Source organism: Streptomyces sp. NBC_00075 (assembly GCF_045041225.1).
GTDB classification, from domain to species: domain Bacteria; phylum Actinomycetota; class Actinomycetes; order Streptomycetales; family Streptomycetaceae; genus Streptomyces; species Streptomyces adonidis.
Window position 1 is genome coordinate 59,955 of the sequence record NZ_CP108243.1, and the last position, 14,049, is coordinate 74,003.

A 14,049-nucleotide genomic window follows, 5' to 3' on the forward strand; every position below is an offset into this window, starting at 1 on the left:
ATTCATTACCGAGGCTCCTTTGCCTACGACCTGGGCGGGTCGATGCCGACGGGCGGGGACGGGGGTGGAGTCAGAAGGCGCGCACGGCGGCGGGCCGGCGGGGGGTGCGTGCCGCGATCGGGGCGCAGACACGCAGGGCGAAGTCCAGGGCCTCGTCGAAGACGGTCCGCGGATCGGGCAGACCGGCCCACAGATGGTCCGCGGAGTCGATGAGCCGCAAGGTCACCTCGCCGCCGCAGGCTCGCAGCGCGTCGGCGAACTGTTCGCTCTGGGCGCTCGGGACGAACCGGTCGGCCGTCCCGTGGGCGAGCAGGAAGGGGGGAGCGCCGGCGCAGGCGTAGGTGACCGGGCTCGCCTCCGCAGCAAGCCGGGGCGCGTCGGGGACGGGCGCACCGATCAACCGGGCCTCCCGGGAATCCGCCGCGTCGGGCACGGTCACGGCGTCGGGGCGGGACTGGCTCTGCATGGTCCGCAGGTCGGCCGGCCCGTACCAGTCCACGACACCGACCACATCGGCGTACGGAGCAGCCACCACGGGGTCGGTTTCCAGCTCCGGTCGGCAGGCAGTCAGTCCGAGCAGTGCGGCGAGGTGGCCGCCCGCCGACTCGCCCCACAGCACGACCCGTTCGGCGTCGAGCCCCAGCGCCTCGGCGTGCCGTCGTACCCAGCGCAAGGCGGCCTTGCCGTCGTGCAGTTGAGCGGGGAAGACGGCCTCCGCGCTGAGCCGATAGTCGATCGAGGCGACCGCGAAGCCGGCCGCCGCGAGCAGGTCGAACGGACTGACCTCCCACGCCTCGAAGGCCGGCCCGAACCGAGCGCGACTTCCGGTCCTCCAGCCGCCACCGTGCAGGAAGACAACGACCGGCACGGGGCCCCCGGCAGGGTGCGCGGCGGGGAGGTGGAGATCGAGCAGGAGCGGGCGGAAACCGTCCGGTGTTGCATACTCGACCCCTCGCAGCAGCCGGGTGCCCGCCGGTGTGACTTCCGTGGTGGGGAGCGGCGTGGCGCGCCCGGCCATGTCAGCCGTCCAAGGGACGCAGGTCGAACCGGAAGTCGTTGCCGTACTCGCGCGCCGCGCGGCCGATCTGTTCCGGCGAGGGGATGTACGGCGGCCGGGGCGGTTCCAGGGAGTCCGTACGGGTGCCGGACGCGGCGAAGAAGCGCTCGAAACCGCCGCTGGACACGCCCATGATCCTGGTCTCGTCAGCCTCTACACGGAAGGTGTGCAGGCAGCCCGCCGGTACGTAGCCGAAGTCGCCGGTCCTCAGCAGCTTCTCGTGTTGCTCCCCCTGCGCGTCCTGGACCCACACACGAGCCCGCCCGGAGAGCAGGAAGAACGTCTCGTGGACATCGGCGTGCGCATGTGTGGGGATCGCGTCGCCCTTGGGAGCGGAGTAGGTGAACACTCCGAACTGTCCGTCGGTCTCGTCCTTGCTGAGCAGCACGGTGATCAGTGAGTCGTACAGGTGCGCCCGCTCCCCCTCACCTGCCTCCAGGAAGAAGGGCACAGGCTTGCCCGGAAGGGAGAACTGCTCCGCACCGCTCTGTGTGAACTCCGCAGTCATGGGTCTCCTCGGAATCGGCTCGGCTCGGAACCTGAGAGGCGTCTCGTCGACGTGTGGGGTAAGAGTGGGAGAACGACCAGATCGGCACCAGCGGCAATTCCAATGAATGGCATGCGATCGAAACCTTGCCGCAATGTACGAGGAGCGGCCCGGAGGGTGAGACTGCAGGCATGACGAACCCCCCCAGCGTCTCTCGGGGCCGCCGGCCGGCCCAGGGCGATCCGGTGATCGACCGGGCGTTCGCTCTGCTCACGGCCTTCAACGAGAGTCGCCGCGCCATGACTCTCGCCGAACTGAGCCGGGTCACGGACACCCCGCCCAGTACGACACTCCGGCTCGCCCGGCGCCTGCTCCACTGGGGGGCTCTGGAACGGGAGGCCGACGGCCGCTTCGTCGTCGGTCTGCGTCTGTGGGAGGTAGCCTCACTCGCCCCCCGCGCCCACGGACTGCGCACGGTGGCGCTCCCGTTCATGGAGGACCTTTACGAGGCGACGCACCAGCACGTGCTGTTCGCAGTCCTGGACGGCACGGAAGCTCTCCTGGTCGAACGGTTGTCGGCGCGTGAGGCCATCGACGTGCTGTACCGCGTGGGCGGCCGCCTTCCGCTGCATTCCACCGGGGTCGGTCTCGTTCTCCTTGCCCACGCCGACCCGGATTTCCAGGAGACCTACCTCGCCCAACCACTGGTCCACGAACCGGAAGGCGTGCCCCTCTCCTCGGCCGCGTTGCGCCGCGCCCTCGCCGAGGTACGCCGCAACGGGATCGCCGTCGTCAACCGACAGAAACCTCGCCCGCTGCTCGCTGCCGCAGTGCCGGTGCGAGGCGCGGACGGAGACGTCGTCGCGGCTCTCTCGGTTGTCGTACCGGCGGGCCACACAGAGCCACGGTTCATCTCTCCCGCTCTGCGGGCCACAGCCCGCGCCCTGTCACGGGGCCTCGGTGCGCCCGTATCCGCCGCGCCGCCTCTGGGCCGATTTCCGGACCGTCCGTGATGATCCGACAGGGCGAACCCGGCAGTTCAGCGGCAGGTACGGTCGAAATGCCCTCCGGCTCGGCCGCCAGTTGTCGCCGCAGCGATCGGCCCTCTACTGAGCGCGCCGAAGACACCGCCAACAGCCGACCGACTCCAGCGGCGAGGTAAGCGGCGCCGATCGAGATACCGCGGGCCGGGCTCTCACTGATTGGGCGCAGACACCCGAGCAGCATCGAGGGCATCGGGCCAGCCGCGGCAGCCACGTATGGCCTGTCCTGCATGGCCACGGCTCGCACCACGGGCGCAGCATGCGAAGGCGCAGCCCGTCGGGCTGGCCCAGACGCGGCGGCTTCGGCATCGCCGCATCCGCGATCACCGACCCCGTATCCACGCCCTTGGCCCCTGTCGGGCACCATGCGCCTCCCAGCAGACTGCGGGCGCATACGCCGATCACGATCGTCAGATCCACCGCGGGCGAACAGCCGCCGCCCGGGGCGACCTCAAGCCGCCGAACATGCTGGTCGACCGCCGACCGACACAGCCTGAGGCGATGCCGGGATGAGCGTCGCACACGGCTCCGGACGCCACTCCGGCGAGGCGCCCCCGAAGCGTGCGCTCGACGTCGCAGGCCGCGGAGCCGCGACTTCCCAGGACTTGCACTTGACACGATCACCTTATCGGCAACAGTGTATCCATTATGAGTACCTGGTCTGAGCCGCAGCCCGATTCCCGGTTCGTCGTGGTAGATGGATTGCGGATCCACTACAAACGCGCCGGCGGCGGCCCGGCACTCGTCCTGCTGCACGGCAGCGCGTCGTCGCTTCAGCACTTCGACCGTGCGGCGGACCTGCTGTCGGAGTCGTTCGACGTCATCCGCCCCGACCTGCCCGGGTTCGGCCTGACAGGCCCTCGCACGGACCGCGACTACCGCATCCCGGCCTATGCCGCGACGGTGGCGGACTTCCTGGAGACCCTGGGCATGCCGCGCTACGCGGTGGCGGGCAATTCACTGGGCGGCAACATCGCCTGGAACCTCGCGCTGGACCACCCGGAGCGGCTGACCGGCCTGGTGCTGGTAAACGCCACCGGATACCCGGAGAAAGAGATACCGGCCGGCATGCGCCTGACACGCAACCCACTACTGCGCCCCCTGCTGCGGCGGGTGATGCCGCGCGGCGCCATCGAACGCAACCTGCGCTCGAACGTCGGCTCGCACTCGACGATCGTGGACGACGCCATGGTGGACCGCGCCCACCAGCTCATGAACCGGCCCGGGAACCGCTCGGCCTTCGTCGACTTCTGCAACACGGACCAGCCCGACCGCAGCGCACAGATCCCCCACATCACGACACCCACGCTGGTACTGCGCAGCACGGGCATCGACGGCCAGCACTTCACCCGGGACATCCCCGGCGCCGCAGAGCTGGTGCACCCCAACGGCGGTCACCTGCTGCCCGAAGAGGAGCCCCACTGGGTCTCGGACGCGATCGCGAAGTTCCTGCGCTCCTCCACCGACACCCCCACGCACTGAGGCCAAGGAGGCCCGTTCCATGAAGTACTTCGTCGCACCGGGCGAGGACCGACGGCTCACCGCCGAATCGCGGCAAGCCCTGCGCGGCAGTTTCGTCGAACTCTCCGACGGCGTCACGCACTACGAACTGAAGGGCCCCGAGGACGGCGAGATGGTCGTGATGGCGGGCGGCCTGACCATCCCGCTCTTCTACTGGGACGACCTCGTCACCGAGCTGAACGGCCGCGGGCTGCGGACTCTGACCTGCAGCGCGTACGGCCGCGGCTACTCGGACCGGGTGCGGGGGCGATACGACGAAACCCTCTTCGCGCGACAGCTGACCGAGTTGACCGAACGGCTCGGCCTGACCACGCGCCCGCTGCATCTCGTGGGCACCTCCATGGGGGCGCTGGTCGCCATGAACTACGCCGCCCGGCATCGCTCGTTGGTGCCCACCCTGACCATCGTCGGCCCCGCCGGTCTCGCGAAACCGCGGCCGACCTCCCCGCACCGGCTCCTGCGCAACGATCTGCTGGCCGGTGTCGTCGCCCGGCGGCGCGGCCGCCGGATACTCGAGGGGCACCTCGGGCACAACGTCCGCGACCCCGAGCTCGGCTCGAAACTGACGGACATGGTCCTCGACGCCTTTCGCTTCGAGGGTTCGCTGTACGCGGTCTTCGACACGCTGCAACACCTGCCGGTCTCCGGCCGTGACGACCTCTTCCGGCAGACGGGCGCACTGGGCATTCCCACACTGCTCCTGTGGGGCGACGAGGACGACGTCACACCCCTGGCCCACCTCAACACGGCTCGCGCCCTGCTGAAGCCCCAGCATCATCATGTCATTCCCAAGTGCGGGCACATGGCCCCATTTGAACGCCCGCGCCACGTCGCCGATCAGATCGTCCCGTTCGTGGCCGCACGCGCCGAAAGGCTCGACTCATGAACAACCCGCAGGTCGTCGACGTCCTGGTCATCGGTGCGGGCCCTTCGGGCTCCGCTGTGGCGATCGACCTCGTACGGCGGGGACTCGACGTACGGATCATCGACAGGTCTCCCCACGCCTTCGAGGGGTCCCGCGCCAAGGGCGTCCAGCCCCGCAGCCTCGAAGTCCTCGAAGACCTCGGTGCCCTCGACGAGGTGCTGGCCGGCGGCAGCATCTACCCCAAGCTCGGGATCCATGCGGGCCCCATCGCCGTGCCCTGGAAGATGTTCCCCCACAGGGAGGCCGCCCCGGACGTCCCCTACCCGAACACCTGGCTGATCCCTCAGTTCCGCACGGACCGCGCACTGCACGCCCGGCTCAGCGAACTCGGCCGTGAGATCGAGTTCGGCAGGGAACTGACCGAGCTGACGCAGGACCAGGACACGGTGGTCGCCAAGGTGGCGGGCGCGGACGGCACCGAGGAGATCGTCGCCCGGTACGTCGTAGGCGCCGACGGCGGTTCCAGCGCGGTGCGCAAGCAACTCGGCATCGGATTCGTCGGGACGACGCACGAGAGCGACCGGATGCTCATCGTCGATGCCACCGTGACCGGGCTGGCTCGCAACCGGTGGCACATGTGGCCCGGCCGCGGCGGCAAACGCATCGGCGCCTGTCCGCTCCCCGGCAGCGACATGTTCCAGTGGATGATCAGCCTCGGGCCGGACGAGGAACCTCCCTCGGACAAGGACGACATCCTCCACCGGATCCACTCCCACACCCGCGACCGGCGCATTCAGCTGCACGACATCCACTGGACGTCGGTGTTCCGACCGAACATCCGCCTGGCGGAGAACTACGGCCGAGGACGTGTCTTCCTCGTCGGTGACGCCGCGCACGTCCACACCCCGGCCGGCGCCCAGGGCCTGAACACCGGCATGCAGGACGGCTACAACCTCGGCTGGAAAGTCAGTCAGGTCCTCGCCGGGGCGAACGCGGCGCTGCTGGACACCTATGAGGCCGAGCGGCAGCCGATCGCCGCCGGGGTGCTGGGCCTATCCACGGAGAAGTGGGGCGGCATCGCCAAGCTCGACCCGTCGAGCATGAAGCGGGGCAAGGACGAACAGCAACTCGCCCTGACCTATTACGGCGGTCCGCTCGCACCCGCCGACGGCATGCGTACCTCGACGCTGCGCGCGGGTGACCGCGCCCCGGACGCCGAGCTGCTCCGCGCCGACGGGACCGGGACCCGGCTGTTCGATGCCTTCCGCGGGCCCCACTTCACCGCCATCGCCTACGGCGCCGGCGCCGCCCGGGACCTCGACGTGCTGGCCTGGCCGACGGCCGGCGCTCAGCTGAAGCGGCTGACGGTCGGGGCGCGTGCCGCCGACAACCTCACCCTTTCCGACCCTGAGAACACGCTGAAGGACGCTTACGGCCTGGACGGCGACACGCTTGTGCTGATCCGTCCCGACGGCTACATCGGGCACATCGCCACCCGGGACCTCCTCACCACCACACAATCCGCCGCGCGGGCAATGACGCCATAAGCAAGGAGCCGCACCATGTCCCAGCAGAGCCACACCTCCCCCGGCTGGAGGTCCACCGCATGAGTCGCGTACTGCTGCGCGGGGCGCAGGTCATCACGATGGTGCCGGGCCGTCCGGACGCCGAGCACGCCGATGTCCTCGTCGACGGTGACCGCATCGCCGCCGTCGGCGAGAACATCGAGGCGCCCGACACCGAAATCGTCGACTTCTCCGGCCGCATCGTCATCCCCGGCCTGGTCAACGCCCACCTGCACACCTGGCAGACCGCTCTGCGCTCCGCGGGCGCCGACTGGACGCTGATGGAGTACCTCACCCACCTCCACGGCGAGTGCGTCGGGCACTACACCCCCGCCGACATGCACATCAGCAATCTCGCCGGCGCACTGAACCAGCTCAACTGCGGCACGACCACCCTCGGCGACTGGTGTCACAACGCCCTGTCGCCCGAGCACGCCGACGCCGCCGTCGAAGGCCTGGCCCAGGCAGGCATCCGCGCCGTCTTCCTGCACGGCACGCCCTACCGCGCGCCGGACACCCCCCACCCCCTCACCGAGATCGACCGACTGCTCGAGGGCCCCGTCCGCGACCACGCCCTCCTCACCCTGGGCATGGCACTGCAAGGGCCGCAGTACACCTCGCCCGACACCGCCGTAGCCGATTTCCGAGCCGGCGCAGAACGCGGCCTCGTCGTTTCCATGCACCAGAGCGGCGGAGAACCCGCACCCGGCTGGGAAGCCGTGCGCGCCGCCGGACTGTTCAGCCCTCTGACCAACATCGTGCACGGGATCGACCTGCCCGACGACTGGCTCAAGATGCTCCTCGAAGCGGGGGTCACCTTCACCACCACCCCGGAGAACGAACTGGGCCAAGGACACGGCACACCCATCACAGGGTCCCTGCTGCGCCTGCACGCGGCGCCCTCCCTGGGCACCGACATCGACACCGCCGTACCCGGCAAGCTCCTCACCGCAGCCCGCATCGCCCTGGCCCACCAGCGCGGCCTGGACCACGCCCAACACCGACAGGAGACCGGCATGCACGCCAACACCGCTTCGGTCACCGCCAAACAGGCACTTACCTGGGCCACCGTCGAAGGAGCGAAGGCACTCGGCCTGGCCGACCAGGTGGGCCGGATCGAGGTAGGCATGCAAGCCGACATGGTCGCCATCGACGCCCGGGCATTCAACCTGTGGCCGGCACACGACCCGGTCGCCACGGTCCTGCACGCCGACATCGCCAACATCGAAGCGGTGATGGTCGCCGGCACCTGGCGCAAACGCGATCACGCCCTGCTCACGTCCCAGCTCGACGACGTCAAGGACCAGCTCCGAGAGTCCGGAGAGCGGCTGCTGCGCAGCATCGGGCCCGCAGGCCCTCAGGCCTGACACCCCAACAGGCTCGAAGCAGGAACCGCGTGCCGGCGGGCACGGCACTCCGTCCTCGCCGGCACGACGGCCGCCGTCCCCAGCCCTCGGATCCGCGCCCCCTACACACAGCAGAAGGCGACGCGAACAGGACCATGACGGCGACGACAGGCACGACCCGCGATCCTCTTCGTCAGGAGCAGATCGTCCAGGCCGCCGTCGTCCTTCTGGACGAGGGAGGCATCGAGAACCTGACCATGCGAAGGGTCGGCAGTCGTCTCGGCATCACCGGGGCGGCACTGTACTGGCACATCAAGAGCAGACACGAACTGCTCCTGCTGGCCGTCGACAGCGTGTGGGGGCAGGCTCCACTCTGTCTCGACGACCTCCCCTGGCGTGCGGCCGTCCTGGCCATGGCCGACAACCTGCGTTCGATGTGTGTCCGGCACCCCTGGCTCCTGACCGCCATGACGGTCCGACCGCTCGACGGCCCCGCCAGGCACCGCCATGACCAACACCTCCTCGCGGTCTGCCAAACGGCCGGACTCACCAGGCAGGATGCCGAGCAAACCGCCCAGAGCATCATCGCGTTCGCGATCGGCTCCGCACTCGCGGACACCCCGAGCCCGTATGTGTCCTTCGGACTGCAAGTCGATTCTCGACGGCGTCGAAGCCGGGCCCGCCGCCCATGCCTGACCCAACACGGCAGTCCCCCCTTCGGCACCGCTCCAAGACAGCGGACGGCCGAGCGGGTTGAATCGCTCACCGATGAAGACGTCGACGGGCTGCTGCTGAGCAACAGATCCAGGGCTTCGACCCAGCCCGGCTGCACCGCAGGCTCATGGTGTGGCATTCGCAACCGTCGATGCCGCGCGATCTCACGTCGTGCCGTCATTCCAGTCTGATGGGCGGATGCGGCGGCTCGCGCGAAGCAGTCGCGGGATCCGTCGCCGCCCCGCATTTACGGATCAGAGGTCGTTTTCATCCATATGCAGAGCGCCGCCACCTCCTGGTTTGCCTGATCCAGGGCTGCAGTGCTGGCGCGACTGCTGATTTGGTCGATCCTGGATGGCCGAGCGGGTTGACGTCCGGGGCGTGCTGGGGCTTACGCCTGTCCCATTCCACGGCGCCCCGTTCCGTGGTCGTGCTTTCACGGTCGAAGACGCACGCCTGGGCGCACTCTCGTCCGACGTCCGGACAGCCCCCACGTTCTGACTTCCTCCCCCGCCTAAATGCGGGGGATTCCAGCAGTCGCCCGCTGCGGTTCCTGCTTAACCGACCACCGCCCCGTCCGGGAGGACTCCCGTTGAGGTCCTACACCGTCTCCACAGAAAGACGCTGCCAGCCCGGCGTCCAGGATGTTGCGTGCCGCCTTCACGTCGCGGTCATGCACGGTGCCGCACTCGCACGTCCATTCGCGGACGTTCAGCGGCATCTTCGCCGCGACCTTGCCGCAGGCCCCGCGCAGCTTCGAGCTGGGGAACCACCGGTCGATCACGACGAGTTCGCGCCCGTACCAGGCGCACGTGTACTCCAGCATGGAGCGCAGTTCCGTCCACGATAGGTGATGGCGCGGGCGAGCTTGCCGTTCTTCAGCAGGTTGCGAACGGTGAGGTCCTCGATTCCTACCGCGGCTGAAGCCGGGGGTATCCACGAAGGAGTCCCGATGAGTGAGCGACGCCAGTATCCGAGTGATCTGTCCGATGCACGCTGAGAGTTGGTCCAACCGGTCCTGGCAGCCTGGCGCCTCGAGCGCAGCGACCGGGCTGTTGTCGTCCATCCGCGACGGGCCCCTGATCGAGAGCGGCGGCGTGAGGAGCGTACGACGCTCCCCGTACGCCCTTCACTCGTGTGCAATGTGTGCCCGGTGCTCGGCCAGCACGTCCAGTCCGAAGTCGGAGGTCAGGTCACGCCACACCGAGTGGGCGTGGTTGGCGTGGCGCTGGGTGTTGTCGTACTCGATCAGGATGCGGGGATCCTGCACCCGGTAGTAGTGCGGCTTCCCGACGTCCGTGCTGCCCGCCCAGCCGAAGTGGACCAGGTCGAGGACCGTGTCGGACGCGTAGTGGGTGTCGTAGGCGTCGGCGAGGAATTCGGGTGCCCGTCCGGTATAGAGGACTACGAGACGGCGCAGCAGGTGCCGCTGCCCTTCGTCGAGGTCGCGGCCGCTGATGCCTTTGGGAGGGAACGTGATGGCCACGCGCGCATGGTCGATGTCGGTGTATCCACTGGCCGCTTCCGCCCGGCGGTCGATGTCGTTGACGAGCCGGTCCAAGTCGGGATCTTCGAACCGTCCCCGCCACAGGTCCTGCATGTGCATCATCGTGTCGCCGTGGCGGACGTGTGGCCGGTTGCCGGAGACGATGTCGGACACGGCGCAGGGGTGGAGCAGAGCTCGCCGGAACTGGTCCGCGTCGAGGCTGCGGGCCAGTCGGCGCGCGGTGTCCTCGGGACCCTGGAGTGGGCGCAGGGTGCCTCCGAGCAGCTCGGTGGTGGCGGGGTCGGCGCCGATGAAGCAGGGGGTTGTGGAGACGAGCCGACCGGCGACGACGAGGCTGTTCAGGGAAATGTGATGACCGCCGAGTCGCCATGCCCAGATGCGATCACCAGGCCGGCCGAAGATCCGGAGCCAATAGAGGCCGGGGTCCCGACCACGCTGCCTGCCCCAGTGAACGGTCCACCCTTCCAACTGGTCCAATACGTTCTCCAGGCCCATCACGGTACTGACCGTGGCGTAGCCCGCGGTGGACAGTCCGGTGGCCACCAGTTGCATGGCCAGGCTCTGCTGGCGGGGACTCTGGTCCCGGATGGCGAGCCCACCGTGTCCCGTGGGCGTGTAGAACCAGCGCAGCCGCTCGGCCTCCGCATCCGGGTGGAGCGGAGAGTCGAAGGCGGCGAGCAGGAGTTGGTCCTCGCTCAGGGTGCCCAGCCAGGCGGCGGCGGCCTCGGCCATGGCGGTCGCCGCCTTCTCCCGCCCGGCTGCCGGGATGTGGGGCGCCGAGGCCGCTCCGTCACCGGGCACGGATGGACTCCGGGTCCTCAGAGATGTCCAGCATGACCTTGATGGCGTTGTCCCGGCGCTCGGCGTAGGTGTCGAATGCCTCCGAGACGTCGGTCAACGCGAAATGGTGGGTGACCAGTTCCGCGGTGCGGAGCCTGCCGCGGGCCGCGAGGCTCACAGCGCGGGCCAGCGAGCCGGTGCCCTCCCCGCGGACCGTCTGGATCGAGATGCCGTTCATCACCGCGTGGTTCAGGTCGGCCTGCACGGGCTGCTCGAAGAACCCGACGAGGACGACCTTCCCGGAACGCCTGGCCATGCGCAGGGCGTCGTCCACCGCACTCGGGGCGCCGGAGCATTCCAGGACGATGTCGGCGCCGATCCCGCCGGTCGCCTCCCGGACCGCGGCGACGGGGTTTTCTGTCCGGGAGTTGACGACCAGGTCCGCGCCGAAGGACTTTCCGATGGCCAGCCTCGCTTCCCGGGTGCCGACCAGGGCGACGGTCCTCGCGCCGAGTTCACGCGCGACCTGGGTGGCGAGGAGGCCTATCGGCCCGGGGCCGAGCACCGCGACGGTGGATCCCACGAGGAGGGTGCCGAGAACGTCGAACGCGTGCATCACCGTACCCACGGTGCTGAGGACGACCGCCGCGTCGAAGTCGACGCTGTCCGGCAGCCGGTGGAGGGTCGACACATGGTTGAGCGCGTACTGTGCGAAACCGCCGTTGACGGTCATCCCCTGCACTCGGTGCCCGGTGTGCCGCAGGCCGTAGTTGAGGCAGTCCGTGTAGGCCCCGGCCAGGCAGTTGGCGCAACGCATGCAACCGCGGTGAGCTTCCGTCACGACCCGGTCACCGATGCGGAGTTCGTCCACGGCGCTGCCCACCGCTGCCACGACGCCCGCGTATTCGTGGCCCGGTACGAACTCCCCCGCCGCGGGACCGCCGTCCCTGAAGAAGTGCCGGCTTCGGATCTTCAGGTCCGTTCCGCACAGGGAGGCTCTGCGGACCTGCACCAGGACGTCTTCCGGACCCACCTGCGGAACGGGGAGCGTCGTGACGGCAAGGGTGCCGGGTTCGCCCAGCACCGCGGCCTTCATGGTTTTCGGCAAGGACATAGGGGCCTCCAGTCACGGCCATGGGAATGCGTGGGGAATCGGCGAATCGCAACAGCTCTTTCCCCACCCCATCGTGCACTCGGCAAGCCCGTTTTCCCATCACGGGCCTATAGGCATCCCTTATACGCAGTGCGAGGAATTCCTATTGGAGGATCACCGCATCTCCCTGGCAGAATCGTCCTGAAGCGGCGGACATCGCCGTCGGCCGTACGGCCGGAGAACGGGGCCCCGCCCGAGGAGTAAAGAACTGTGGATCTGGGAATCTCAGGAAAAACCGCGCTGGTACTGGGTGGAGGTGGGGGTCTCGGCGGCGCCATTGCGCAAGCACTCGCCGCGGAGGGCGCCGGTGTCGCCGTGGCGGACATCAGTACCCGGGCTGCTGAACACACCGTCGAAGCGGCGGCTCACCTGGGCGGAAAGGCCGTGTCCCTCGAATGGGACCTTGGAGAACTGGGCGCAGTCGACCGGCACATCACGACGGTCGAGAGAACTCTCGGCCCAGTCGACATCCTGGTCAACAACACGGGAGGACCGCCGCCCTCGCTCGTGGGCGGACAGGATCCGGAGATCTGGCTGCGGCACTTCCAGTCCATGGTGCTGCCGGTGATCGCGATCACCGACCGGGTCGCACCCCTGATGAGGACCCGCGGCTGGGGCAGGATCATCACCAGCGCCAGCTCCGGCGTGATCGCCCCCATTCCCAACCTCGGACTGTCCAACGCCCTGCGGGGCAGCCTGCTCGGCTGGTCCAAGACACTGGCCCGGGAAGTAGCGGCCGACGGCGTCACCTGCAACGTGGTCGTTCCCGGCCGGATCGGCACCCAGCGGACGAAGACCCTCGACCAGGCCAAGGCAGAGCGGGAGCAGAGGCCCGTCGAGGAGATCTCCGCCGAGAGTGCCGCTTCGATCCCCGTCGGCCGTTACGGCGAACCGCGCGAATACGCTGCCGCCGTCACTTTCCTGGCAAGCAGTCAAGCCTCGTACATTACAGGCTCGGTCATCCGTGTCGACGGCGGCCTCATCGCCAGCCTCTGAAAAATCAAGTCAGAATCACAGGAGGCAGACATGGCAGCGCTGTCCCGCGACGCCACAGGTGTATACGCCATCGCGCCGACACCCTTCGATGAATCCGGCGGGATCGACTTCAATTCGCTCAGCCGGCTGATCGAATTCTACGGATCCGCCGGTGTCACCGGATTGACCCTGCTGGGTCAGATGGGTGAAGCCCCCAAGCTGTCCCACGAGGAAAGCGTGCGCATCGTCCGGCACGTCATCAAGCGCACCGACCTGCCGATCGTCGTGGGTGTCTCCGCACCCGGCTATGCCGCCATGCGGTCCCTGACGGCTGACGTCATGGCGGCCGGTGCCGACGGTGTCATGATCGCCCCGCCGAACACGTTGCGGACAGACGACCAGATCGTGAGCTACTACGAGGGCGCGTCGACCGCCATCGGCGAGGACGTGCCCTTCGTGATCCAGGACTACCCTCTCTCCTTCTCCGTCGTCATGACCCCCACTGTCATCGCCCGCATCGCAGCCGTCGCGCCCGGATGCGTGATGTTGAAGCACGAGGACTGGCCGGGCCTGGAAAAGATCAGCGCACTCCGCAAGCTGCAGGCCGACGGAGCGATGCCTCGGTTGTCGATCCTGTGCGGAAACGGCGGCCTCTTCCTGGACTTCGAGACGGAGCGCGGAGCCGACGGCGCCATGACGGGCTACTGCGCACCCGAACTCCTCGTCGACGTGGTAGGCCACACCGCCGCCGGCGACCGTGACGCCGCCCATGACGTCTTCGACGCCCACCTGCCCCTGCTGCGCTACGAACAGCAACCGGGCGTCGGCCTGGCGGTGCGCAAGTATGTGATGAAGCGTCGCGGAATCCTGGCCTCCGACAGCCAGCGCAAGCCCGGGGCGGCGCTGTCTGTGCGCGCACGCAGCGAGGTCGACTACCTGTTGACCCGACTGGCCCGCAAGGACAGCAGGGTGGTGGTCACGGCATGATGCGCAGTGTCCCCCGTGTACCGGAGTGTGCGCCTGCGCCGACCGGTAT

12 protein-coding genes and 1 pseudogene are annotated in these 14,049 nt (G+C 68.7%); 8 read left to right on the forward strand and 5 right to left on the reverse strand.

Translation table 11 applies throughout. The features are described 5' to 3' along the window. Positions 1–70: 70 nt before the first annotated feature. Together OG787_RS00255 and OG787_RS00260 are read right to left on the reverse strand one after the other, a co-directional pair. The gene (locus OG787_RS00255) at positions 71–1,018 is read right to left on the reverse strand and encodes an alpha/beta hydrolase fold domain-containing protein (RefSeq protein ID WP_405533891.1); all 948 of its coding nucleotides are present in this window, start codon (positions 1,016–1,018) and stop codon (positions 71–73) included. 1 nt (position 1,019) lies between these two features. Next, positions 1,020–1,565 carry a quercetin 2,3-dioxygenase gene (locus tag OG787_RS00260; protein ID WP_405533892.1) on the reverse strand — a complete coding sequence of 182 codons (546 nt, stop codon included), beginning with the start codon at positions 1,563–1,565 and terminating at the stop codon, positions 1,020–1,022. A gap of 170 nt (positions 1,566–1,735) precedes the next feature. Between OG787_RS00260 and OG787_RS00265 the strand changes: the two genes are divergently transcribed. The 6 genes from OG787_RS00265 to OG787_RS00290 all read left to right on the forward strand — a co-directional run bounded on the left by OG787_RS00265 (position 1,736) and on the right by OG787_RS00290 (position 8,789). After that, positions 1,736–2,557 carry an IclR family transcriptional regulator gene (locus tag OG787_RS00265; RefSeq protein ID WP_405533893.1) on the forward strand — a complete coding sequence of 274 codons (822 nt, stop codon included), beginning with the start codon at positions 1,736–1,738 and terminating at the stop codon, positions 2,555–2,557. Positions 2,558–3,235: 678 nt separating this feature from the next. Continuing rightward, positions 3,236–4,069 (forward strand): alpha/beta fold hydrolase, encoded by an 834-nt coding sequence (locus tag OG787_RS00270; RefSeq protein WP_405533894.1) that lies wholly within the window; start codon positions 3,236–3,238, stop codon positions 4,067–4,069. A gap of 19 nt (positions 4,070–4,088) precedes the next feature. Then, positions 4,089–4,994: an alpha/beta fold hydrolase gene (locus tag OG787_RS00275; protein ID WP_405533895.1), complete on the forward strand. Its 906-nt coding sequence runs from the start codon at positions 4,089–4,091 to the stop codon at positions 4,992–4,994. Continuing rightward, on the forward strand, positions 4,991–6,520 hold the full coding sequence (locus OG787_RS00280) for an FAD-dependent oxidoreductase (protein ID WP_405533896.1): 1,530 nt from the start codon (positions 4,991–4,993) through the stop codon (positions 6,518–6,520). Before OG787_RS00275 ends, OG787_RS00280 begins: the two co-directional genes overlap by 4 nt. Before the next feature lie 59 nt (positions 6,521–6,579). Then, on the forward strand, positions 6,580–7,905 hold the full coding sequence (locus OG787_RS00285; RefSeq protein ID WP_405533897.1) for an amidohydrolase family protein: 1,326 nt from the start codon (positions 6,580–6,582) through the stop codon (positions 7,903–7,905). A 134-nt stretch (positions 7,906–8,039) separates the two neighbouring features. Further along, positions 8,040–8,789 (forward strand): TetR/AcrR family transcriptional regulator, encoded by a 750-nt coding sequence (locus OG787_RS00290; RefSeq protein ID WP_405533898.1) that lies wholly within the window; start codon positions 8,040–8,042, stop codon positions 8,787–8,789. 323 nt (positions 8,790–9,112) lie between these two features. Here OG787_RS00290 and OG787_RS00295 read toward each other — a convergent pair. The 3 genes and pseudogenes from OG787_RS00295 to OG787_RS00305 form a co-directional block, all read right to left on the reverse strand. Then, positions 9,113–9,513, reverse strand: a pseudogene (locus OG787_RS00295) (RNA-guided endonuclease InsQ/TnpB family protein); the annotation flags it as partial. Between the two features lie 214 nt (positions 9,514–9,727). After that, entirely contained in the window at positions 9,728–10,906 is a 1,179-nt protein-coding gene (locus tag OG787_RS00300) for a DUF3500 domain-containing protein (RefSeq protein WP_405533899.1), read from the reverse strand. Then, a complete protein-coding gene (locus OG787_RS00305) occupies positions 10,896–11,999 on the reverse strand; it encodes a zinc-binding dehydrogenase (protein WP_405533900.1) in 1,104 nt (367 codons plus the stop codon). Before OG787_RS00305 ends, OG787_RS00300 begins: the two co-directional genes overlap by 11 nt. A 249-nt stretch (positions 12,000–12,248) precedes the next feature. Here OG787_RS00305 and OG787_RS00310 point away from each other — a divergent pair, with 249 nt between their 5' ends. Then, the gene (locus tag OG787_RS00310; protein WP_405533901.1) at positions 12,249–13,034 is read left to right on the forward strand and encodes an SDR family oxidoreductase; all 786 of its coding nucleotides are present in this window, start codon (positions 12,249–12,251) and stop codon (positions 13,032–13,034) included. A gap of 30 nt (positions 13,035–13,064) precedes the next feature. Beyond that, positions 13,065–14,000, forward strand: a complete 936-nt coding sequence (locus OG787_RS00315) for a dihydrodipicolinate synthase family protein (protein ID WP_405533902.1) — start codon at positions 13,065–13,067, stop codon at positions 13,998–14,000. The last annotated feature ends 49 nt before the right edge of the window (positions 14,001–14,049 follow it).

Coding starts and splice junctions, on each gene's coding strand:
- OG787_RS00280 (WP_405533896.1), top strand. CDS start 4,991: ATGAACAACCCGCAGGTCGTCGACGTCCTGGTCATCGGTGCGGGCCCT.
- OG787_RS00265 (WP_405533893.1), top strand. CDS start 1,736: ATGACGAACCCCCCCAGCGTCTCTCGGGGCCGCCGGCCGGCCCAGGGC.
- OG787_RS00270 (WP_405533894.1), top strand. CDS start 3,236: ATGAGTACCTGGTCTGAGCCGCAGCCCGATTCCCGGTTCGTCGTGGTA.
- OG787_RS00285 (WP_405533897.1), top strand. CDS start 6,580: ATGAGTCGCGTACTGCTGCGCGGGGCGCAGGTCATCACGATGGTGCCG.
- OG787_RS00255 (WP_405533891.1), bottom strand. CDS start 1,018: ATGGCCGGGCGCGCCACGCCGCTCCCCACCACGGAAGTCACACCGGCG.
- OG787_RS00260 (WP_405533892.1), bottom strand. CDS start 1,565: ATGACTGCGGAGTTCACACAGAGCGGTGCGGAGCAGTTCTCCCTTCCG.
- OG787_RS00275 (WP_405533895.1), top strand. CDS start 4,089: ATGAAGTACTTCGTCGCACCGGGCGAGGACCGACGGCTCACCGCCGAA.
- OG787_RS00315 (WP_405533902.1), top strand. CDS start 13,065: ATGGCAGCGCTGTCCCGCGACGCCACAGGTGTATACGCCATCGCGCCG.
- OG787_RS00290 (WP_405533898.1), top strand. CDS start 8,040: ATGACGGCGACGACAGGCACGACCCGCGATCCTCTTCGTCAGGAGCAG.
- OG787_RS00305 (WP_405533900.1), bottom strand. CDS start 11,999: ATGTCCTTGCCGAAAACCATGAAGGCCGCGGTGCTGGGCGAACCCGGC.